This is a genomic window from Enterococcus sp. AZ141 (genome assembly GCF_051714385.1).
Taxonomy (GTDB): Bacteria; Bacillota; Bacilli; order Lactobacillales; family Enterococcaceae; genus Enterococcus_D; species Enterococcus_D entomosocium.
Genome location: NZ_JBIORT010000001.1, coordinates 2,502,718 through 2,524,146 on the forward strand (window position 1 = coordinate 2,502,718; position 21,429 = coordinate 2,524,146).

Annotated in this window: 21 protein-coding genes and 2 other annotated features; of the genes, 14 read left to right on the forward strand and 7 right to left on the reverse strand. The window is 44.1% G+C overall.

The window, feature by feature from the left end:
* The first annotated feature begins 8 nt into the window (after positions 1-8).
* Positions 9-857, forward strand: a complete 849-nt coding sequence (locus IGI89_RS11495; RefSeq protein WP_008378570.1) for a PRD domain-containing protein — start codon at positions 9-11, stop codon at positions 855-857.
* Positions 858-924: 67 nt separating this feature from the next.
* Here IGI89_RS11495 and IGI89_RS11500 read toward each other — a convergent pair whose 3' ends face one another.
* A complete protein-coding gene (locus IGI89_RS11500; protein WP_254905026.1) occupies positions 925-1,326 on the reverse strand; it encodes an HIT family protein in 402 nt (133 codons plus the stop codon).
* A 173-nt stretch (positions 1,327-1,499) separates the two neighbouring features.
* Here IGI89_RS11500 and IGI89_RS11505 point away from each other — a divergent pair, with 173 nt between their 5' ends.
* From IGI89_RS11505 to IGI89_RS11520, 4 genes are all read left to right on the forward strand, one after another.
* Positions 1,500-2,480, forward strand: a complete 981-nt coding sequence (locus IGI89_RS11505) for an aldo/keto reductase (RefSeq protein ID WP_005235260.1) — start codon at positions 1,500-1,502, stop codon at positions 2,478-2,480.
* Positions 2,481-2,555: 75 nt separating this feature from the next.
* A complete protein-coding gene (locus tag IGI89_RS11510; protein WP_008378568.1) occupies positions 2,556-2,960 on the forward strand; it encodes a MerR family transcriptional regulator in 405 nt (134 codons plus the stop codon).
* 66 nt (positions 2,961-3,026) lie between these two features.
* Positions 3,027-3,587: an NAD(P)H-binding protein gene (locus IGI89_RS11515; RefSeq protein WP_008378567.1), complete on the forward strand. Its 561-nt coding sequence runs from the start codon at positions 3,027-3,029 to the stop codon at positions 3,585-3,587.
* Positions 3,588-3,755: 168 nt separating this feature from the next.
* The gene (locus tag IGI89_RS11520; protein ID WP_008378566.1) at positions 3,756-4,373 is read left to right on the forward strand and encodes a YitT family protein; all 618 of its coding nucleotides are present in this window, start codon (positions 3,756-3,758) and stop codon (positions 4,371-4,373) included.
* Positions 4,374-4,425: 52 nt separating this feature from the next.
* On the opposite strand, the gene IGI89_RS11525 is transcribed toward IGI89_RS11520, so the two are convergent.
* The 4 genes from IGI89_RS11525 to IGI89_RS11540 are packed head-to-tail and all read right to left on the reverse strand — an operon-like array spanning position 4,426 to position 7,505.
* Positions 4,426-5,190: an ABC transporter permease gene (locus IGI89_RS11525; RefSeq protein WP_086332476.1), complete on the reverse strand. Its 765-nt coding sequence runs from the start codon at positions 5,188-5,190 to the stop codon at positions 4,426-4,428.
* On the reverse strand, positions 5,187-6,098 hold the full coding sequence (locus tag IGI89_RS11530) for an ABC transporter ATP-binding protein (RefSeq protein WP_008378547.1): 912 nt from the start codon (positions 6,096-6,098) through the stop codon (positions 5,187-5,189). The genes IGI89_RS11525 and IGI89_RS11530 overlap by 4 nt, the downstream gene beginning before the upstream one ends.
* Positions 6,095-6,322 carry a PLD nuclease N-terminal domain-containing protein gene (locus IGI89_RS11535; RefSeq protein ID WP_005235274.1) on the reverse strand — a complete coding sequence of 76 codons (228 nt, stop codon included), beginning with the start codon at positions 6,320-6,322 and terminating at the stop codon, positions 6,095-6,097. The genes IGI89_RS11530 and IGI89_RS11535 overlap by 4 nt, the downstream gene beginning before the upstream one ends.
* The gene (locus tag IGI89_RS11540) at positions 6,315-7,505 is read right to left on the reverse strand and encodes a helix-turn-helix domain-containing protein (protein WP_061054280.1); all 1,191 of its coding nucleotides are present in this window, start codon (positions 7,503-7,505) and stop codon (positions 6,315-6,317) included. The genes IGI89_RS11535 and IGI89_RS11540 overlap by 8 nt, the downstream gene beginning before the upstream one ends.
* A 167-nt stretch (positions 7,506-7,672) precedes the next feature.
* Between IGI89_RS11540 and IGI89_RS11545 the strand changes: the two genes are divergently transcribed.
* Positions 7,673-8,839: a glycerate kinase family protein gene (locus IGI89_RS11545; protein ID WP_082741588.1), complete on the forward strand. Its 1,167-nt coding sequence runs from the start codon at positions 7,673-7,675 to the stop codon at positions 8,837-8,839.
* 70 nt (positions 8,840-8,909) lie between these two features.
* On the opposite strand, the gene IGI89_RS11550 is transcribed toward IGI89_RS11545, so the two are convergent.
* Positions 8,910-9,248: a RidA family protein gene (locus IGI89_RS11550; RefSeq protein WP_016613408.1), complete on the reverse strand. Its 339-nt coding sequence runs from the start codon at positions 9,246-9,248 to the stop codon at positions 8,910-8,912.
* A gap of 269 nt (positions 9,249-9,517) precedes the next feature.
* On the opposite strand from IGI89_RS11550, the gene IGI89_RS11555 reads away from it, so the two are divergent.
* Positions 9,518-12,082 carry an HAD-IC family P-type ATPase gene (locus tag IGI89_RS11555; RefSeq protein WP_438735684.1) on the forward strand — a complete coding sequence of 855 codons (2,565 nt, stop codon included), beginning with the start codon at positions 9,518-9,520 and terminating at the stop codon, positions 12,080-12,082.
* Between the two features lie 16 nt (positions 12,083-12,098).
* Here the strand turns inward: IGI89_RS11555 and IGI89_RS11560 are convergent, their stop codons facing one another.
* Positions 12,099-13,550, reverse strand: a complete 1,452-nt coding sequence (locus IGI89_RS11560; RefSeq protein ID WP_087665207.1) for a helix-turn-helix domain-containing protein — start codon at positions 13,548-13,550, stop codon at positions 12,099-12,101.
* Between the two features lie 812 nt (positions 13,551-14,362).
* Positions 14,363-14,575, forward strand: a binding site (T-box leader).
* A gap of 66 nt (positions 14,576-14,641) precedes the next feature.
* Positions 14,642-14,887 (forward strand) — a binding site (T-box leader).
* A gap of 58 nt (positions 14,888-14,945) precedes the next feature.
* Between IGI89_RS11560 and trpE the strand changes: the two genes are divergently transcribed.
* Genes trpE through trpA form a run of 7 tightly spaced genes read left to right on the forward strand, consistent with a single transcriptional unit; the run spans position 14,946 to position 21,355 of the window.
* On the forward strand, positions 14,946-16,352 hold the full coding sequence (trpE, locus tag IGI89_RS11565) for an anthranilate synthase component I (RefSeq protein ID WP_438735685.1): 1,407 nt from the start codon (positions 14,946-14,948) through the stop codon (positions 16,350-16,352).
* Positions 16,333-16,929 (forward strand): aminodeoxychorismate/anthranilate synthase component II, encoded by a 597-nt coding sequence (locus IGI89_RS11570; protein ID WP_087663971.1) that lies wholly within the window; start codon positions 16,333-16,335, stop codon positions 16,927-16,929. Before trpE ends, IGI89_RS11570 begins: the two co-directional genes overlap by 20 nt.
* Entirely contained in the window at positions 16,929-17,963 is a 1,035-nt protein-coding gene (trpD, locus tag IGI89_RS11575; protein ID WP_194188724.1) for an anthranilate phosphoribosyltransferase, read from the forward strand. The genes IGI89_RS11570 and trpD overlap by 1 nt, the downstream gene beginning before the upstream one ends.
* A gap of 26 nt (positions 17,964-17,989) precedes the next feature.
* A complete protein-coding gene (gene trpC, locus IGI89_RS11580; protein WP_008378523.1) occupies positions 17,990-18,748 on the forward strand; it encodes an indole-3-glycerol phosphate synthase TrpC in 759 nt (252 codons plus the stop codon).
* Positions 18,745-19,392, forward strand: coding sequence for a phosphoribosylanthranilate isomerase (locus tag IGI89_RS11585; protein WP_008378521.1), 648 nt, complete (start codon positions 18,745-18,747; stop codon positions 19,390-19,392). The genes trpC and IGI89_RS11585 overlap by 4 nt, the downstream gene beginning before the upstream one ends.
* Positions 19,389-20,582 (forward strand): tryptophan synthase subunit beta, encoded by a 1,194-nt coding sequence (gene trpB, locus IGI89_RS11590; RefSeq protein ID WP_438735686.1) that lies wholly within the window; start codon positions 19,389-19,391, stop codon positions 20,580-20,582. The genes IGI89_RS11585 and trpB overlap by 4 nt, the downstream gene beginning before the upstream one ends.
* Positions 20,579-21,355: a tryptophan synthase subunit alpha gene (gene trpA / locus IGI89_RS11595; protein ID WP_005235298.1), complete on the forward strand. Its 777-nt coding sequence runs from the start codon at positions 20,579-20,581 to the stop codon at positions 21,353-21,355. The genes trpB and trpA overlap by 4 nt, the downstream gene beginning before the upstream one ends.
* Positions 21,356-21,429: the final 74 nt, after the last annotated feature.

The window sequence follows — 21,429 nt, forward strand, 5'->3', positions numbered from 1 at the left end:
GAGAGTGCATGATTTACATCAAGAAAGTCTTAAATTCAAGTGTCGTACTTGTTGATAAGGAAGGCCAGGAAATGATTGCACTTGGGAAGGGGATCGGCTATGGAAAGAAAGTCGGCGACAGCATAGCCGATACCCAGATCGATCAAGTTTTTCTGCCAATCGATGAAAAAAAATCGGGTCAGTTTGCCGATTTGGTGGATGAGATTCCGTTGCACTATTTTGAAATGACCAAAGAAATCGTTCAGCTGGCGCAAAAAATGCTGCCGTATCCGCTAAATTCAACGATTTACCTTACCTTATCGGATCACTTGCACTTTGCTGTGGAACGTCAGCAAAAAGGCTTGAGTGTGACGAATCGGCTCTATTGGGAAATCAAGAATTACTATACGGAGGAATTTCGAGCCGCCGAACAGGCACTACGCTTGTTGAAAGAGAAGTATCAAATTGATCTGCCGGAAGAAGAAGCCTCCAATATCGCGTTTCATTTGATCAATGCCCAGTCGAACACCGAGGAAAATCAAGATGGGTTGAAAAAAGCCAAATTGATCGGGTTGATCGTCAATATGGTACGCTACTCGATCCAGCAAGACGTCAACACCAATTCGATCCATTATAATCGCTTTATCACCCACGTGCGTTTCTTCGTTGACCGGTTCTTTTTGGATGGTCTGCTGCAAGAAGAAGACGAAGGACTATACCGTCAAATGTGGGCTCTTTATCCAAATGCTATGGAGATCGCGACAAAAGTCAAAGCCTATATCGATAAAGAATATCAAACGAAGATCCCTGTCAATGAAATCGTCTATCTAGGCGTTCATATCAATCGGTTGATGAACCATTCAGCGATCAATTCCTAAGCGTCCTCATTTTTAACAAACACAAACAAGCCGTTTCCCTTTGCTGGAAGAAACGGCTTGTTTGTATTTAGTAGGCTTGCTTGTCAGGAATCACGCCTCGAACGCCGCCTTTTGGTTCCTCCACGTCGCCTTGGTAGCGTGGGATCAAATGACAATGGCAATGAAAGACCGTCTGTCCGGCAGCCTCCCCGCAATTGAAACCGATGTTGAAGCCGTCTGGTCGATAGGTTTCCAACAAATAGGCTTTGCCTTCCTGCAACAAAGCCTGCAAGTCTTGTAATTCCTCTTGGGTGAGGGCAAAATAATCCCTTCGATGTTCTTTGGGGATCAATAGCAGGTGTCCAGGGGTGACGGGAAACTTATCAAAGATCGCATAAAAGCGTTCGTTTTCAATGATCGCATGTTTTGAGGCAGTACAAAAAATACAAGTCAAAATCTTCCGCTCCTTTTTCTCAGCTAGATAGCGTATCGATACTTATCTTTAGTGTACCAAAAGCTGATTCGAAATGAAACGTACGACAAAAAGCATGTTATTATGAGTCATTTGCGAGTAAAATGAAAAAAAGTTTGCTGATTCGCTTGACTTAGAGTGCACTTCAACCTGTATGCTTAGTGTAACTTAAAAAACAGGAGGACGAGCAAATGAACTATGTAAAATTTGGCAATACGGGACTTGATGTGTCACCATTATGTTTAGGGACAATGGGATTTGGCGATCCCAATAGTGGCTTTCATGAGTGGGTGTTAGAAGAAGCAGATAGTCGCGAAGTCATCAAAAAAGCCTTGGATCTAGGCATCAACTTTTTTGATACAGCAAATGTCTATTCTTATGGAGCGAGCGAAGAAATCGTCGGTCGAGCATTGAATGATTTTGCTCCGCGGGATGAGATCGTGGTTGCCACAAAACTGTATTCAAAAATGAAGCAACGGCCAAACAGTGGAGGGCTGTCTCGAAAAGCGATCTTTTATCAAGTCGAACAAAGCTTAAAACGCCTACAAATGGACTACATTGATTTGTATATCATCCATCGTTGGGATTACCACACGCCAATTGAAGAAACCATGAAGGCCTTACATGATTTGGTGGTTTCTGGAAAAGTGCGCTATATTGGTGCATCCGCGATGTACGCTTGGCAATTTGCCAAAGCACAAGCAGTTGCAGAGAAAAATGGCTGGACCAAATTTGTTTCGATGCAAAATCACTTAAACTTGCTTTATCGAGAAGAAGAGCGAGAAATGATGCCCTTGTGTGCCGATCAAAAAATTGCCGTGACGCCATATAGTCCTTTGGCTGCTGGACGTTTAACAAGAGATTGGGGTGCAGAGACCAAACGGTACTTAACGGATAAAACCGCCAATCAAAAGTACGACAAAACGATGGAACAAGACCGGGAGATCGTGGCACGAGTCGCAAAGATCGCTGACAATCACCAAAGCAAACGGTCGCAAATCGCCTTGGCTTGGTTATTGCAAAAAGAACAAGTGGTCGCACCAATTATTGGCGCAACAAAAGAAAGCCACTTATTGGATGCTTTACCTGCCCTTGACCTAAAGCTGACTGCCGAAGAGATTGCTTATTTGGAAGAGCCTTACTTGCCTCATGCAGTGGTAGGAGCGGAATAACGAGTAACAAAAGGGCTTCTGGCTCGTAGCATACAAAACGATCTAGGAAAAAATGCAAAACAAGGAAGTGAAGCCATGAATATCAAAAAAGTCAGTGAACTGAGCGGTGTCTCAGCTGATACCATCCGTTACTATGAAAAAATTGGGCTGATTCCGCCGGTCAAACGCAATAAAAACGGTGTTCGTGAATTTGATGATGACGACTTAAAATGGATCACCTTTACTAGGCAAATGCGTAATGCTGGACTATCGATTGATGGGTTGAGTCATTACCTGGCTTTATTTGAAGAAGGGCGAGGGACGGTTCCTGAGCGCAAGCAGCTCTTAGCAAAACAAATTGCGGTACTCAGGGAGAAAATCTCAGATATGACGGAAGCTGTTGAACGTTTAGAATACAAACTAGAACATTACGACGAGCATGTTCTGCCGACAGAAGAACGATTGCGTCAACGAAAAGCCAATTTGGTCACTAAGTCTTAATGACTGAATTCGCTACTATGGAAATTGAAACGTTCTGCTCAATGGAATCCAATAGAAAGGAAGCTTATGAAACGACTTGCGATTTTAGGTGCTGCTGGAACGATTGGGCAGCTGACACGCCAAACACTTTTAGAAAGAACCAATTTCTCCCTAGTACTCTATGCCCGCCAGGCAACGGAGCGTTTGCAACAGATTGATGCTGCGCGTGAGACGATCATTGATGGTGACTTTCTCGATTTAGGACGACTCGTTCGGGCATTGCAAGGTTGCCAGTCGGTTTTTTTGACGGATATCCATGATCCGCGGGCAACGCTGCGGGTGATCGAGGCGATGAAATTAGCAGAGGTCAGCCAATTGATCAGTGTCGCACCAGAAAGAAACCTTTGTCATCCAGAGGCATTAAAGCAATTGGTGTCCGCAACTGATCTTTCCCTTTCCCCGAAAAAGCATCAGCTGTTATTGCAGCAAAAAAATCGCTTGATGTCCTATCAATTGATTAAAGGATCAGAATTGTCGGTTTACTTTGTTCATTTGCCGTCAGAGAAGAAACGTATGGCGAATAGAAGAGCATGGCGGGAATCTGTTGTAGAAGAAATCCTTTCCGCTTGTGATTGCTGTGCAGCTTAACAGCAATCTTAAAGGAATGAAAAAATAGCAGAATACTTTCTTGAAGGTCAGAATCAATTTTTTCATGTTTTCATGAAAAAATTGGTTCTTTCTTTTACGATTTTTTTGATAGAATAGACAGAAGCTTTTATACATAAAAATATTTGCCAGATCGAAAGGAGAACGTTGATGGAAACACTTATCAAAAAAAATCTTGCTTTATTGCTTGGGGTGCTATGGATCTGCATCGCATTAAACTTCTTCCTTTTACCTCACAGCATTGCTTCTGCCGGCGTCGGGTCGATTGGCTACCTCATCGAAACTGGCTGGTCGATCAATCGCCATATCGTTGTCTGGGGTATAAATTTATTGATGCTGGCCCTTGCGTTTTTACTTTTGAAACGAGAGGTCTTTGTCAATACGGTTATCGGTAGTTTGGCATTTCCCGTTCTTCTAGCACTTTTACCAGAAATTATGCTGCTGCGCTTTTATTCCATCTCATTGATTTTAGGTAGTTTCTTCTTTAGCTTCGGCATCTTTTCGCTCTACAAAATTGGTGCGTCTAATGGCGGTGTGACGATTCCGCCACTAATTTTGGAAAAATACTATGGCATTCGCAGATCTAGTGGGGTTTTCTTGACCAATTTGATCATCATCTTATTGAACCTTCTGATCTTTTCTTGGCAAGAAGCACTTATTTCTGCCTTTTCAATCTACTTGATTGCCTTCTTCATGCGGCTCTTCATGAGAATCGAACAAAAAATGCAGGCCAAGAAATCTGTGAAAGTCCAAGGAACAGCAAAATAGAGTAACATTTCAGAAGCAAAACATCGGTGCAAAAAATCTGCACCGATGTTTTTTAATATTTTCTTTTTCTTAGAACAGCTATGGAACCAGTCAAACAAGCGATGATCAAAAAGCAAGTTAACAACAGTGCTGGCAGCAGTTCCCCTAGTTTGATTTGGTCGGTTAAGTAGTTAGGAAATTGGCTGGAAAGGGAATATGGATTCCAGTTTGTTACTTGACTCCATAGGTTGCCTAACATGCCCATCAGATAACAGACGCCAATAAACAACAAACCTTGATAGATACTTTTAGCAAAGCTGGAACCTAGCAGCAGGATGCTGATTGCTAGTAAACCGAAAAGCCAATAGCTGACCAAAGCGCTAGGGACTTGAGCAGCGCTGGAATCATCGAAATAAATCATCGTATAAAAAGCACTGACACTGGCACTTAGGAGGTAACTCAAAGACCAAAGAATCATTAAATAGCAAGCTTTTGCTATGACGATCGTGGTTTTTGGTAAGCCTCTGGTGATCAGCTGAATAAAGGTACCCTGATTTATTTCGGCTGAGAGCGTATCGGTAAAAAGAATCACGAATACTAGCAGGCCAATCGTGCCGATGTTGCTGTAAAACTGAAGCCACGCATCGATCGATGTCGGATCAGCAATTGTGATTTCAATCGATTCCGGCATCATACTGGCCATCAGATCTGGCATGATTTTGGCAGTAAAGGGAGAAAGCATACCAATCAGGGCAAACAGGATCAAGCAAATCAGTAGTTTTTTGCTGCGAAGACCGCCGAGAAACTCTTTCTTTAAGAAAACAAGAAACGCATTCATTTGATCACCTCCAAATAAATCGACTCTAACGATGGTTCGATTCTTTGAAAGGATTCTGGGACAATGTGTTGTTCGTTCAGCAATTGTAGCAGCTGTGAACCGATATTGGTTCCAGTTTGTTCATCGATCAGTAATTGATTGTTCTTTCTTTTCGCCGAAATACCGTGGATTGCTAACACTTTGGCAAATTTTAAATGGTCACCTTCGTCGGTAAAGACAATCCCAAAGACGGTTTTTCGATAACGGTTTTTCAAGGAATCCATCGTTTCGAACGCACGGATCTGACCTTTGTGCAAAATCGCAATATAATCTGACAGCTGTTCGACATCTGCGAGAATATGAGAGGAAAAAAGCACTGTCGTTTCTTCTTTGATTTTTTCCAATACATCAAGAAATGCTTTGCGTCCTAGAGGGTCTAGTGCGGATGTTGGTTCATCACAAATCAAGATGGCGGGGCGGTTGATCAGAGCTTGGGCTAACCCTAGACGTTGCTTCATGCCGCGAGAAAAGCCAGCGATTTTTTGTTTCGAAGCTTCCAGGCCTACCAACTCTAAGACTTCCATCACTCGCTGAGGCTGAAAAGATTCTTTATTTGGCTGAATTTTTCCGCAGAAAGTCAAATATTCTACAGCTGTCATAAAAGAGTAAAACTGCGGCACATCTGGCAAATAGCCGATCCAGCGATTGGTCTTGGTTGAGCCAAATTGTACTGGTTCGCCACAGACAGTGATTTCGCCTTCATCAATAGGGAGTAACCCTAAAATCGCTTTCATGGTGGTTGTTTTGCCGGCGCCGTTTTCCCCTACAAATCCCACGACACTCCCTTTGGGGACCGAAAAGGATAGGTCTTGTAGCACTTGTTTGTGCCCAAAACGTTTGGATAAGTGATTGATCTCGATCATCTTCATTGTTGATCCCCTTTTCCAAAAGCAAAATAAAGGATAGGACCGATCAGGCTAACAAAACAGGCGATGAAGAGCCAAAGAATACGAGAGCCAAACTTAAATTGTTCTTGTTTTAAAATATCTCGAACTGCCAAAACGATCAAGATCAATTGCAAAAGAATCAGAGGGATCAGTATGGGCAAATAATCAGATATATTTTCTGGTACGTTTAGTGAAAAACTATTCATGTGAGTCACTCCTTTGCGAATTAGATACTTGTTCAGCCAGATTGCTCAAGCGCTGAAACAACTCTTTAAATGGGGGTTTTTCTTGATACGGTTCAAACAAGGGTGTCAGCTGTGCTATTGCAAGAAATTGTTTTTTGACACTACCTGAGTTACGCGGGATCTGACTCCCTAATTCTAATTCACTGATCCACTCATCGATGCTGTTGAAATAATCATCTCCTTTCAAAACGATTTCCTCTGGAGTAGCTTCTAATGTTTTGACATACAGCGTTAATGCTTGTAACAATAAGCTTTCTTTTCCTAAAGCAGCAAACGAAACCATCCCAGCGGCTAGAAAATTCAGTAAAGAGAGGGGATGCAATTCGGCCAGTTGGAAGCTCTCGCTGAGTGCCAGTCCACGTGCATAGGTTTTTTCCAGTTGCTCCTCGTCTTGTGTGAGCATTGCTAAATAATTCGTTAGCAAACTCATAAAAATAATTAAGTACTGGTAAATCGCACTTTGCGTAACGATCTCAGCTTGTTGCAACTGATTTTTTTGCTGAAATGCTGCGGCAATCAACGGTTCGCTAGGTAAAAAAGAGAGAGTTTTCGTGCCAAGGATCGCCAAGACTTCTTCTGGCTTGTTTCTCATCAGAAGACAATAAGCATCGATCTGTTTCGCTTGTTGTGCCAGCTCACTGTCTCCTTGGTCCATGATCCGTTGGTACAGGGTTTCTGCTTCCTTCAAATAGGTATTTTTCTTTGCTTCCATCAAAGCGTCTTCGTAAGTTTGCCCTTTCGGGACGCCTTCTACGGGGACATCCGGCAACAGATCCCAATGATTCAAGTAAAAGGACCCCATTTGTAATAAGAATGGATAACAAGAGTAATACCGTTTGGTAAAACTTTGAGCAAGAGCGAGAACTTCCGTTGGTGTTTTTGTTTGGAAGGCGTCTTTTAATAATTGGTAGATTCGCTGGATCTCTTTAGGTGATAGCTGCGAATCTAAAATCAATAATTCATCGACGCTGCAATCAAAATACGCCGCTAATAAGGGCAGTGAAGTGATATCTGGATACGTCTGTCCCGTTTCCCATTTTGAAACGGATGCTTTTGACACGTTCATAAATGCTGCTAATTCTTGCTGCGTAACGCCTCTGTGTTTTCTTCTCCGGGCGATTTCCTCGCCAATTGGTAAGTCCATAGTACACCTCCGATAGGTTTGTTTGATATACTTCTATCATAAGAGGAGAGGGGATAACTTACAATGGATTACTAGTTAACTTTTGGTTGATTTGATTAACCGTAGGTTGATTATTAACGTAGGTGCCCCCATCTCTGGCAAAGAGATGATCTAGAAGGAGAGGCAGAATGATGAAAATTGTAGCAGCGATTGATTCCTTCAAAGGAAGCGCCACTTCCGCAGAATTAAATCAAGCGGTCTTAAGCGGGTTTTCAGACCAGTGGGAAAAATGTAGTATTCCCATCGCTGATGGGGGAGAAGGCTCAATGGCAGCAGTCTTTGCTGCGTTTGGAGGCAATTACGAAACGGTTCCAGTGACCGACCCATTAGGTGGTAAGTTGCAAGCCCGTCTGTTGGTCACAAAAATCAATGAAGAAAAAATCGCTTTGATTGAATCTGCGGAAGTGATCGGATTGCAACTCGTGGAACCTAGTGACGAGACCACCCGCAATAGCTCTTCTTTTGGTTTAGGCCAAATGGTCTTAGCAGCTTGCAGACAAGGAGTGAAAAAGATTTACCTGACCCTTGGCGGTAGCGGCACTTCTGATGGGGGCGTAGGCTTTTTACTTGCGTTAGGAGCAACCATTCAAAGAAACGAGCGAATGGAAAACAATCCTTTGCTGCAGGCAGAATCTCTGGAGCTCAGCCAGTTGAACCCTCTGCTTGCACAAATTGACCTGTTTGCTTTAGCCGATGTAACAAATCCTTATTCAGGTGAACAAGGATTTGCGTCAGTTTTTGGTTCACAGAAAGGGGCAACCAAAGAAACGATCCAGCAGTTGGATCAACAAGCAAAGCGTTTGGCTGAACACATCAAGCGGACCACGGGGATCGATTTGGAAGTCCCTGGTTCTGGTGCAGCTGGGGGCCTTGGTGGTGCGGTTTATTTGGCAGGTGGTCAGTTGGTTCCGGGATTTTCGACGATTGCTTCCTTGATTGGATTTGAGGAAAAAATCAAAGGAGCAGACTTATTGATCACCGGTGAAGGTCGTATCGATGGCCAAACAGCTAGGGGGAAAGTACCCTATGGTGTCGCTTTGCTCGCTCAAAAACGCCAACTCCCAATTGTTGCAATCTGTGGCTCCCGAACCGAACGTCTCGGCGAACTGTCGCAATTGCTTCCAACAGTCTTCAGTATCCAACAAGGACCAGTTTCCTTGGCAGAAGCGATGGAAAAAAAGCGAACCTTGATTAATGCTCAACAGACTGCTCAAGCCATCGCCGGCTTTGTGGAGCAGTGGCAAAAAAAGACCGGATCAGTTCCTTCAGAAGGCACTGATTTTCCAACCAAATAAGAAGCAAACACCAAAAAACTTCGTAGGGAAGGCAATCGCCAGTACGAAGTTTTTTGGTGTTGCGCCTTTTTTAAGCCAAGGTGGCTTGTGCTTCAATCTCCACTTTAAATTCAGGGGCAACCAAGCCGGCAACGATGACGAGACTCATGGCCGGTTTGTTTTCTGCCAAAATGGTTGTGAATGCCGTACGGACAGCAGCTAAGTAAGCAGCATCCGTTAAAAAGACGGTCATTTTGACCACTGATGACCAAGACAGTTGATTGGCTGATAAATGCTCTTCGATTTTCTTCAAAACGATGGCTGTTTGCTCTTGCGGGTCCTCAGGTGTGGCTCCGTCTTGTGACGGCGTTTGACCAGAAATGAAAAGAAAAGGTCCTTGCGCGATTTTTGTATCGGTATAGATTGCCATTAATTTGGCTCCTTTCTTCTATCTTACCTTTGGATGATGGGGACAGATAGCAATTGATTGGGTGTGTCTTAGTTTACTTGATTACACCTGCAAAAACAATCAACAAACGTTTTCTGTTGGTTTTGTGAAACCACGGGACGAAGCCGCCCTTCCCCTTTAATAAAAACACTCATTTTTTTCAGGCTCCACTGAAATTATCGCCAGAATTTTATGGTTTTAATGTCTTATACTATGTTCAGATCAAATAAATAAACAAGGAGGAAAAAAATATGAATTGGTACAAAAACACAACAGAAGAACTATTACATACGTTGCAAACAACACGGCAGGGCCTTTCCTCCGAAGAACGCAACCAGCGTTTAGCAAAGCAAGGTGAAAATAAAATTACTGAGGCTGCGCAGATCCCTACATGGAAGAAAGTCGGCAAGCATTTTACAGACTTACTGATGTTGGTCTTAATCGTCGCAGCCGTTTTAAAAGGGGTTTCGGGTGATTATATCGAAAGCGGCATTATTATGGCGGTCGTCGTCATCAATGGATTAGTCGGCTACTGGCAAGAGCGTAAAGCCCAAGAGTCACTGGATGGGTTGAAGCAATTCATGGGGCAAGAAGCAACAATTTATGTTCATGGCCGCAAGAAGAAAATTGCTGTTTCTTCCTTAGTAAACGGAGATTTAGTCGTTTTAGGACCAGGAGATGTCGTACCAGCAGATATGCGCTTGATCGAAACCCATGATCTTGTGATTGAAGAGTCTATCTTAACCGGCGAATCTGAGCCAGTTCAAAAAATGACTGAACCCATTACTCAAGAAAGTACGATTGGTGACCAGCGGAACATGGCGTTTTCTGGTACCCATGTAGAAAGCGGAACTGCCAGCGGGATCGTCGTTGAAACAGGAGACGATACACAAATCGGCCAGATCAATCAAGCAATTCAGTCTGTGAAAGCGCAAGAAACCCCGTTGATCAAAAAAATGAAGCAATTGAATCACCAAATCTTTAAAGGCATTATCGGATTAGTGATTTTCTTGATCTTCTTTACTACCTTCCGCTACGGCTTTGATCTTGATCTCTTGTTCTCATCAGGTATCGCATTAGTTGTAGCAATGATTCCTGAGGGCTTGCCAGCCGTGCTGACCATGATTTTATCGATGGGTGTCAAGGAAATGTCTGAGGAGCAAGCAATCATCAAAACGATGCCATCAGTGGAGACACTAGGTGCCATGACGGTGATTTGTTCAGACAAAACAGGAACCTTGACCAAAAATGAAATGACGGTCGTCGATGTCTTAGTTGAGTCAAACGTGGATAAAGCAACGGTGCTTGATATCATGGCAAATTGTCAAGATTTGAAGCAAGACGAAGGACAAAAGGCGGCTGAACTCGTTGGAAACCCAACCGAAAAAGCCTTGTTACAATACGCAGAATTAGCGCAGCAACCATTGCGTAAAACAGTCGATAAAATTCCTTTTAGTTCCTCTTACAAGTACATGGCAACACGCCATCAAAATCAAGAAGAGCCGAATGACTCGGTAGTGTTTGTCAAGGGTGCGCCCGAAGTGTTGCTTGAGAAAAGCCAACTGACTTCAGATCAAAAGCAATGGTGGTTAGATGAAAGTGCAAAATTAGCAGCGAAAGGGCAGCGACTGATCGGCTTTGCGCATCTGACGCTGTCGGCACAGGAGTCCTTGTCCCACGAAGCACTCATCAATTTAACCTTTGTTGGGATCGCTGGCATCATTGATCCTCCGAAAGACAGTGCCATCAAAGCGGTAAAAGAGTGCTTGCAAGCGGGCATCCAAGTCAAAATGATCACAGGAGATCATGGCAAGACCGCTCAAGCTATCGGCAAGCAAATTGGATTGAAGCACACGAATCACGTGTTGGAAGGGCTGGAAATCAATCTGCTGTCTGAGGAGGAGTTGCAGCAAGCAGTCCAAAAGACAGATATCTTTGCTCGAACGACCCCAGAGCATAAATTACGGATCGTTAGTGCTTTGCAGGCGAATGAAGAGATTGTCGGAATGACCGGCGATGGTGTAAACGATGCACCAGCGCTGAAAAAAGCCGACATTGGGATCGCTATGGGGATCAAAGGCAGTGAAGTAACCAAGCAAGCAGCCGATATGGTTTTGGCAGACGATAATTTTCATACGATCGCCAATGCCGTCCGAGTGGGTCGACGGATCTACGATAATTTGAAGAAAACCATCAACTTCTTCTTACCAACGGCTGTTGCACAAGGATTGATCGTTATTGCGGCACTCTTGTTGAACCGACCACTGCCACTGACACCTGTACAAATTTTATGGGTAAATATGGTGACAACCATCACGCTTTCTTACGCACTCGGTTTTGAGAAGGCAAGTGCGGATGTCATGAATCGACCACCACGGCCAATCAAAGAAGGTATCTTATCTTGGTACAGTCTGTTCCGCATCTTCTATGTCTCGCTGTTAATCATGATTCCTTCCTACGTCTTAGCGATTCAGTTTGAAGGAACGGTCCTTCAACAAAGCATGCTACTGCAAAGTATCGTCTTTGCTCAAGCAGTCTACTTACTGAACTGTCGTGAGCTGGTAAAGCCGGCGTTGAATCGCCAACTCTTTGCCAATAAAGCACTCTTAGTCTCCCTGGCACTACTGATTGTATTGCAGGCAGCGATTTTCCTAACACCTATCGGACACCAGCTTTTAGGGATTGGTTCTTTGACGCTGATGCAGCAGTTGAGTATTGCAGCCAACGGGGCACTTCTTTTCACAGTCGTCGAAGGTGAGAAATTTATTACAAACAAGCTGCAAGGACGTCAAAAAGCTGCCCCAGTGAAACAATAAAGGCAGCTTGATGATTCTAGTGATAACTTAAATAATAGGTTTGAATGAGCTCAGTCACTTGATTGAGCTCATTTTTGGTCGGTACCATCGATAAATAAAAGACTGGGACAGGGGCATCATCTAATGGGAAGTTTGACAAAACAAAATCAACGTCGGTTGCCGATAGCCCTTCTAGTTGACCTGGTTCGATCGCCGATAGTAGAATACGTGCTCCGAGAAAGTCATTCAATTCTTGCATAAGGTAAGCTTTCCATGCTGGCTCCCCTTGAAAGATAAAGTATCCCTTTGCCCGGATAGGGTTGATTTGTAAAATAGCCTGTTGGATCAACAAGGTGGTGGTTGACCATAAAGGAAAACTCGTTTCCCTTTGACTGTTTGTCTGTTCTTCTAAAAAGTCATGGATCGTTGCTTCTATCGGTAGCGAATAGGGCTGATTCAAGCGCTGGATCTCGTGAAATTCTAACCCAAACCATTCTGAGAGTTTGGCAGACTCTTGCGTTTTGATCAAGAGCAGCAACAGATTCTCAATCAGCTGCGTCCCGCTAGCGAGAGGTAGCTGCAACGAGCGGGCTAATTGTTCGACAAAATGGGTCGTTTTATCGTGAATGGTTTGATACGTTTCAAGAGTCGCTTGAATCGTTTGGGACCAATCGTTATTGTAGTTCCAGCTTTCTAAAAAACAGTAGAAGCTAAAGAAGTGTTCGCTGCATTCTAAATATACGCCTTCTTTTTGGTAGAGATAACTTAATGGCTGTTGGAAAAGACCGTAGAGGGGATCATCCCCATTAAATTCGAAGGAATCCATGCGGCAATTGGCCTTGATACGGATTGTATTGATAAAAAACCAGCAAGTACCGAAGATTTGTTCTACGTCGATTTGGAGTTTATCTTTGCCCAGACGCTGTAAAAAATGTTGATAGTGGGACTCATGAATTGTATATTCCTCAAAAAAGTAATTGTTATGGGTATAAGGCAGTAAAAGTCGATGGAAAAAGACCCGAATATTGATCTCACTTCCTTCAAAGCGGATCACGCGATTTGTGATGCGAATCCGTATGGAAAAATCCGTCAAACTTTTATTTAATTTTGTAATATGCCGCCGCAAAGTTTCATAGGAAGTTCCCGCTTGGCCAAGAATTTCTTGCGTGCTAAGTTCGCTGGAAAAAAGCAATGCTTTCATTAAAGAAACACCGATCGATTGAGGGAAAAACGTTTCCCATAGCTGACTCATCAACAATGGCCCATCATGGGTCAAAGCAAAGCCATTACTGGCGGCTTCAATCTGCCAACCTTCGGGTAATTGTTGACGAATATAGGTTATATCAGAAAAAACCGTTCGTTCCGTCGTATCGATCAATTTTGCTAGTTGCTTGGCAGTGATCATTTTGTGATTCGCCAGTTGTTCCAAGAGAAGGATCTGACGTAATAAATCCTTCTCGGTAATGATTTTTTTCATCATCCCATCCATGACAAAAACTTCCTTTCTGAGTCTTTCGTGTTCTTTTTGATTTTATACGAAAAAGGCAAGTTTTGCTATTTCCAATTCACCGAATGATGTTTTTCTATTAAAAAAGATGGAATGGGTATCCTTCTGAGTAACTGTCTAAAGGAATGAGGTTTTTTATGTGTTTTAACGGTTAGAGGTCTATCATATGTTCGTATTTCTTCATTCGCAAATACAAAGAATAACTTTCTTTCGATAATTTTATTTTTGAGGAAAAAAGACTCTTTTTGCGAGAGGCGTAGAGTTTTCGATGGAGAGCAGAGTCGATGATCCATTCAATTTCTGCTTGTTCTTCCTCTGATAAATCGGCATTTTTCTCATTGGATTGAATGAGAGAGTAAGTAAATTCTAAGCAGCTCATTTTATAAATAAAGGTGGAGAAATATAATTTGTCTATGTGCATTTAATCACCCTTTCTTATATCCGGTTCAATCATATAGAATAATATTTTGAATAACAATTCTGTTTTTTCATGATGTCATGAAAATTTTGGGTAAATGTCTATTTTTTGGTAAAAGATAGCGAATATTTCGTAGCTTGATCTTCACGAAAGGGTTATAAAAAAACAAATATTATTTAAATGGATCAGCAACTATAATTAAGTAATCTGAAAGAAGTGAAGGGCATTTTTGGCCTAAAGAATGTGTCGTCATTTTGGTTAAGACAAACCGTTGCAGGATGTTTTCTTGTTTTGTCAAAAGGAGTCAAAAAAATAAAATTCGCTTTTTCCTGTTGACAGATCAACAAAAGCCGCGTAATATAGCTACCAATAACTCATTAAGACTAGACAAAAGAGAAGTATGAGGACGTTCGTCTTGCAGAGAGCTGATGGTGGTGCAAATCAGCAGATTGACGCTTCAGAAATGGACTTTTGTGTCGAAAGGCTGAAATCAGTAGGCTTTTTCCGGGAACTCCCGTTACAGAGAACGATCGTTGATAGACGATCTAGAGAACCAATTGAGGTGGCACCGTGAGTAATCGCCCTCAGGCAGACAAGTTTGTTTGCCTGAGGGCTTTTTTGTTTTTCTTGCCCTTCAACCAATTAAAAAATAAACGTAAAATCAAACTAAGAGAAGTACTTGAGTCTTTTTTGGTTACAGAAAGTCGGCGGTGATGAGAGTCCGGCACCAAGAAATCAAGGAAATGGCCTTAGCCGATCATTTTTTGAACCCTTTTTTGGCAGTAGGAAAATGCGGGAACTCCCGTTATAGAGGAAGACCGTTGTTAGACGGTTGATAGAGAAGAAGTTGTTTATTTGGGCAACTTCAATTGAGGTGGTACCGCGATCATTCGCCCTCAAGCAGACGTTTTTATGGCGTTTGCTTGAGGGCTTTTTGTTTACAAAGAAAGGAGCAGCTTATGTATCGAATGGAACGAATCAACAGCGATTGTTTGACACCTGTCTCAGTTTTTTTACGGATTCAAGGGGCGCATAAATGTTTATTGGAAAGTATTCCCAGAGAAGAAGATACCGGACGCTATTCGATCCTTACCTTTGATCCCGTTCAGAAACTGACCTTTAAGGATGGTGTTTTTCAAGTGGAGGATCTTTTGAAAAAAACGGTCAACAAGTACCCGTGTCAGGATCCTTTAAAAGAAATGGAAGGGTATGTAGTCAAAAAGGAAATTAGCGCTTTACCGAATCTACCGCTGCAAAGTGGGGCTATCGGGTATGCGGGCTATGATATCGCCGCTTGCTATGAAGACATCGGACAACTGCCCGCAGATGAATTGCAAGTGCCTGATATGGCCTTTTGGCTTTTCGAAACTTTTCTCGTTTTTGACCATCAGACGGAAACTTTAACGATCATTCTTGAAAATTGCTATAGCCAAAGAGGAACCGTCGAGATGGAGCAGGTAATGCAAGCAGTGAAGCAGCAGTTAAGGACACCAGTCGCCGCTGAGACCCGTGTATTGTCAAATGAAAAACTGCATTTTACCAGCAATGTCACACAGCAAGCCTATGAAGCGATCGTTCAAGAGGCGAAAGCCCGAATTACGGCGGGAGACATGTTCCAAGTCGTTCCTTCGCAACGTCTGAAAGCGTCATTTAAACAAGAGCCCTTTGACTATTACCGCAAACTACGAGTGACAAATCCTTCCGCGTATCTCTATTATCTTGATTTCGATCACGGATTTAAAGTGATTGGTAGCTCACCTGAAAGCCTGATTTGCGTTCAAGGCGACGAAATCACCACGAATCCGATCGCTGGTACCCGCAAACGAGGTGCAACCAAAGCAGAAGACGAAGCTTTGGCAAATGAACTATTGGCAGATGAAAAAGAACGTGCAGAGCATCAGATGCTGATCGATCTTGGGCGCAATGATTTAGGGCGGATCGCTGAACATGGTACGGTTCATGTTCCTTTATACATGGTGATCGAGAAATACCGCTATGTCATGCACATCGTTTCGGTAGTGGCTGCCAAGCGCAGAGCAGGTGTGACGGCAATGGATGCCTTGAAAGCAACCCTGCCAGCAGGCACGGTCAGCGGGGCACCAAAGATTCGTGCCATGACTCGCATCTATCAGTGGGAAGCTGTTCGAAGAGGGGTCTATGCTGGTGCAGTTGGTTATTTTTCACGAAATGATCAAGCGGATTTTGCCATCGGGATTCGGACATTGGTATTGAAAGACGAGATCGCTTATGTCCAAGCAGGGGCGGGGATCGTTTATGATTCTGATCCCTCATCTGAATACCAAGAGACATTACACAAAGCCAAAGCACTATTGGAGGTGTCAGCCAATGATTTTACTCGTCGATAATTATGATTCCTTTACGTATAACTTAGTCCAGCAATGTCCAGCGGATACGATCGTCTTGCGAAATGACGATCCAGAGCTTTTTATTGTTGCTAAAGAAGCAGATGCCATCATTTTTTCCCCGGGACCAGGCCGTCCCGAAGAGGCAGGATTCATGATTTCTTTGATCAAAACATACCATGATAGCAAGCCGCTTTTAGGCATCTGCTTAGGTCATCAAGCCATTGGTGAAGCGTTTGGTGCCAAAGTGGTCCAAGCACCAGCTATTATGCACGGCAAGCAATCGACCCTTACGTATCAGAAAAAAGGCGTATTCGAAACCTACCTAGGAGACATGACTGTCATGCGCTATCACTCGCTTGTCATTGAGCCAGCGACACTTTCAGCGGAATTTGAGGTGTTGGCTGAAACAGAAGGGATCATCATGGCGATTCAGCATCGCGAAAAACCAATCGTAGGACTCCAATTCCATCCAGAATCAATGGGAACAAACGAGGGGGCATTTTTCATAGAACAGTTTCTTAAACTCGTCTCGGATAATACAGAAAAAACACAAGATGAAAAAAGGAGGAATCTTTAATGCAAGCACTAAAAAAGCAGCCGCCGCAACAAATCACTCAGCAATTATTTAATGGCCGTCATTTAAGTTATCAGGAGATGCGTCACTTTGCTCAAGGAATTTTAAGCGGGGTGTTTTCAGAAAGTCAATTGGGCGCAGCATTAGTTGCGATGAAGATCAACGGCATCACAGCTGCCGAATTGACTGCTTTAGCAGAAATTATGTTAGAGCATGCCGTGACCATTCCTTATGAAGGAGGAGACACCATGGACAATTGCGGCACTGGTGGCGACCACGCCAATAGTTTTAATGTCTCCACTACGGCTGCCTTCGTTTTAGCAGCTGGGGGAATCACGATGGCAAAACACGGCAATCGCAGTATCTCTAGTCGTTCAGGCAGTGCCGATGTCTTAGCATGCTTGGGGGTGGCAATTCAAGCATCACCAGAAAAAATCGCCGATCTATTAGCGACAGTCGGCATCGCTTTTCTCTTCGCCCCGTCGTTGCATCCGGGCATGAAAGCAGTGATGAAAATACGGCAAGAATTAGCGACACCAACGATTTTTAATCTATTAGGCCCTTTGATCAATCCTGTTCCGTTGACTACGCAACTGATCGGTACTTACGCTGGCGAGAGCTTGGTAGACACCGCTCAGGCGTTAGGCAGTCTTGGTCGGCAACGAGCAATGGTGATCCATGGATGTAATGGGATGGATGAAGCCAATTTGGCAGGTGAAACGGCGATCAGTTTTTATCACGAAGGAAAGGTGAGGAATTTTTCTTTGGATCCGCAAGCGTATGGCTTTACGCCAGCACCGATCGAGGCGATCGTCGGCGGAGATGCGGCTCAAAACGCCGCGATCTTAACAGCAGTTTTGAAAAATCACCCTTCCGTTTATCTAGAGACAGTGGTCTTAAATGCAGGGTTAGGCTTTTATACCAACGGCAAAGCCGCCACCCTAGCGGAAGGCTTTGCGATGGCACGAGCGTGTATCGCTTCGGGCGCGGCCTACGACAAACTGCAGATGCTGATTCGTCAGTCAAATAGCCATTAACTACGAGAGCTGTAAGGAGGAGAATCATGGATTTTTTAGAAACGATCATCCAGAAAAAAGTTGAAGAAGTTGCCGCGATGCCACAAGAAATCGAAAAGGTCGTAGCGAAACGTCCATCATTTTATCAGCAAGTCAAGGACCGACCACAAAAAATGCACCTCATTGCTGAAATCAAGCGTGCTTCACCCTCAAAAGGAGACATCAACCAAGGAATCGACCCAGTCACACAAGCGCAAGCTTATGAAGCCGCGGGTGTCAGCGGGATTTCCGTTTTGACCGACCAGCAGTTTTTTAAAGGCTCGCTGGCAGATCTTGAAGCAGTCAGTAATGCCGTTTCGGTGCCTATACTATGCAAAGACTTTATTATCGACAGAAAACAATTGATTCGCGCCAAGAATGCGGGTGCCAGTATTGTTTTATTGATCGTGGCCGCTTTAAAACCAGAACGCTTAGCCATACTTCATCAAGAGGCAATAGCACTAGGGTTGGAAGTACTCGTTGAGACTCATAATGCGGCTGAATTTCAACAAGCCCAAGCCTTAGGGGCCAAAATCATCGGCGTCAACAATCGTGACCTAAAAACCTTTGACGTTTCCTTGGATGTCAGTGTTGCTTTAGCACCTCAGCCGTCAGAGGCGGTTTACATCAGTGAATCTGGTATTCGAACTGCCTCCGATGTGCTGCAGCTTGCACCGTTTTATCATGGAGTCCTCGTTGGAGAAACGTTGATGAGAAGCAATCGAATTGCTGAAACAGCTGCAGATTTGCAGGTGAGCCGCCGATGACCAAAGTGAAAATTTGTGGACTCACCGAACGGCTGCATGTCGAAACTGCCATCAGTGCAGGAGCAGATTACCTTGGCTTTGTTTTTGCCGAAAGCCGTCGGAGAATCGATCCGACACAAGTCCGCAAGATAACGGAGCAAGTACCCCAAAATGTAGGGAAAGTTGGGGTTTTCGTTTCTCCAAGTTTTGAAGAAGTGCAAGCGGCAATTCAAGCCGCCCAGCTGACAGCGATTCAGCTCCATGGAAAGGTTCTGCCATCTTTGCAAACAGCCATCCAGACAGGCATTTTTGCGCATCAAAAGATCGCAGTGATCCAAGCCTTTGATGGAGAAGCAGAGACTTTAGAACAAGATTTCCTAAGCTGCGATGCAGATTTTGGGTTATTGGACGCTCCAGTAAGAGATCACCCTTATGCTGGCGGCAACGGCCAATCCTTTGATTGGCAAAAAGCGGCGAGAAAACCGTTACCGTTGTCTGAGCGATTTTTTATTGCTGGCGGTTTGCACGCGGAAAATGTAGAAGAGGCGATCCAACTTTTTAGGCCTTATGCTGTCGATGTTTCTTCAGGCGTTGAAACCCAGGGGAAGAAAGACAGTCGGAAAATCGAACAATTTATTTACTTAGTAAAGGAGAAGATAAAATGACCCAATACCCCACAGAAGCAGGTTTTTATGGTTCTTTTGGCGGGCAGTTTGTGCCAGAGACATTGATGTATGCAGTCAAGCAATTGGAAACTGTCTATCGTGAAGCACAAGCGGACGCAAGTTTTCAAGCAGAATTACAGGAATATTTGCAAGAGTATGTAGGAAGAGAGACCCCCCTTTATCATGCACAGCGCTTGTCACAACACTTAGGCGGTGCCAAAATTTATCTGAAGCGAGAAGATTTGAATCATACGGGCGCCCATAAAATCAATAATGCGCTAGGGCAAGTGTTATTAGCAAAGCGGATGGGGAAAAAGAAAGTGGTAGCGGAGACAGGTGCTGGACAGCATGGCGTCGCCACAGCGACTGCGGCCGCGTTGTTCGGTATGGAATGCACGATTTTTATGGGTGCGGTAGATGTTCAGCGGCAAGCACTAAACGTCTTTCGAATGGAATTGTTGGGAGCAAAAGTGGTTTCAGTCACTTCAGGCAATCAGACATTGAAAGATGCTGTCAATGAAGCGCTGCGTTACTGGGTCGCAACCGTCGAGGACACCCATTACGTGATGGGTTCCGTACTCGGTCCGCATCCTTTTCCAGAGATCGTTCGAGATTTTCAAAGTGTGATTGGCAGTGAGACACGACGGCAACTATTAGAAAAAGAAGGACGACTACCGACGACAGTCGTTGCTTGTGTTGGCGGCGGCAGCAATGCGATGGGAATGTTTTACCCTTTTATCGATGATCAGACCGTTCGTTTGATTGGCGTTGAAGCAGCTGGGAAAGGTGTGGATACTACTGAGCATGCGGCGACCTTGACGAAAGGCAGTATCGGTATTTTACATGGTACCAAAATGCATCTGCTGCAAGACGATGATGGGCAAGTGATCGAACCTTATTCGATTTCAGCTGGTTTGGATTATCCAGGGGTCGGTCCCGAGCATTCTTACTTGAAGGAGATTGAGCGAGCGGAGTATTTCGCTGTCACTGATGAAGAAGCCGTTGACGCCTTTTATCTCTTGTCTCAAATCGAAGGCATTATTCCTGCTTTGGAAAGTGCTCATGCCGTTGCCTATGCCCTAAAGCTAGCCCCAATCATGACACTCGAAGAACGCTTAGTGATCTGCTTGTCTGGGCGAGGGGACAAAGATGTTCAACAAATCAAAGACCGGAAAGGAGCAGCGAAATGACCAGCAAAACATTGACGATGAAACTAAAGGAGCGCCAAAAACAAGGCAAGCCACTATTTGTTCCTTATATTATGGCGGGTGCCAACGGACTGGAACGCCTGCCAGCAGAAATCGAACTGTTGACGACACATGGCGCAGCGGCCATTGAAATCGGCGTGCCCTTTTCAGACCCAGTCGCAGATGGAGCGGTCATCCAAGCAGCTGGAATGCAGGCATTAGCCAATGGGACCACTTTAAAAAAGATCATTGCTTTGCTGCAAACAATCCATTCCGAGGTTCCACTGGTATTGATGGGGTATGCCAATTCATTCTTTCATTATGGGATTGAACAGTTAGCAAATGAGTTAAAAGCGACAAATGTGAAAGGGTTGATTATTCCAGATTTACCTTTTGAACATCGATCACTAGTAACGCCTACTTTTGATGCGGCGGATCTCGCGCTGATCACACTGGTCTCTTTGACCAGTCCTCCAGACAGAATTCAGACGCTGATCGAAGACGCAGAAGGATTCGTTTATGCTGTGACAGTGAACGGTGTCACTGGAGAAGATCGCCAATACAACGAACAGCTGGATCAGCATTTGCAAGCCATTTCGGAAAAAAGTCCGATTCCAGTATTAGCTGGTTTCGGGGTCTCGACCCATGCAGATGTGCAGCGCTTTGCCAGTGTGTGTGAAGGGGTAGTGATCGGTTCAAAAATCGTAGCAGCGCTACAAAACGAGCCACTGCCTAAAGTCAGTGAGCTGTTAGCAGAACTTGTTGGTAAGCCATAGAAAACAATGTGAAGGAAAGAACCCGAATTGGGTTCTTTTTTTATGAGAAAACTAGTATTCGAGGTACTGATGGG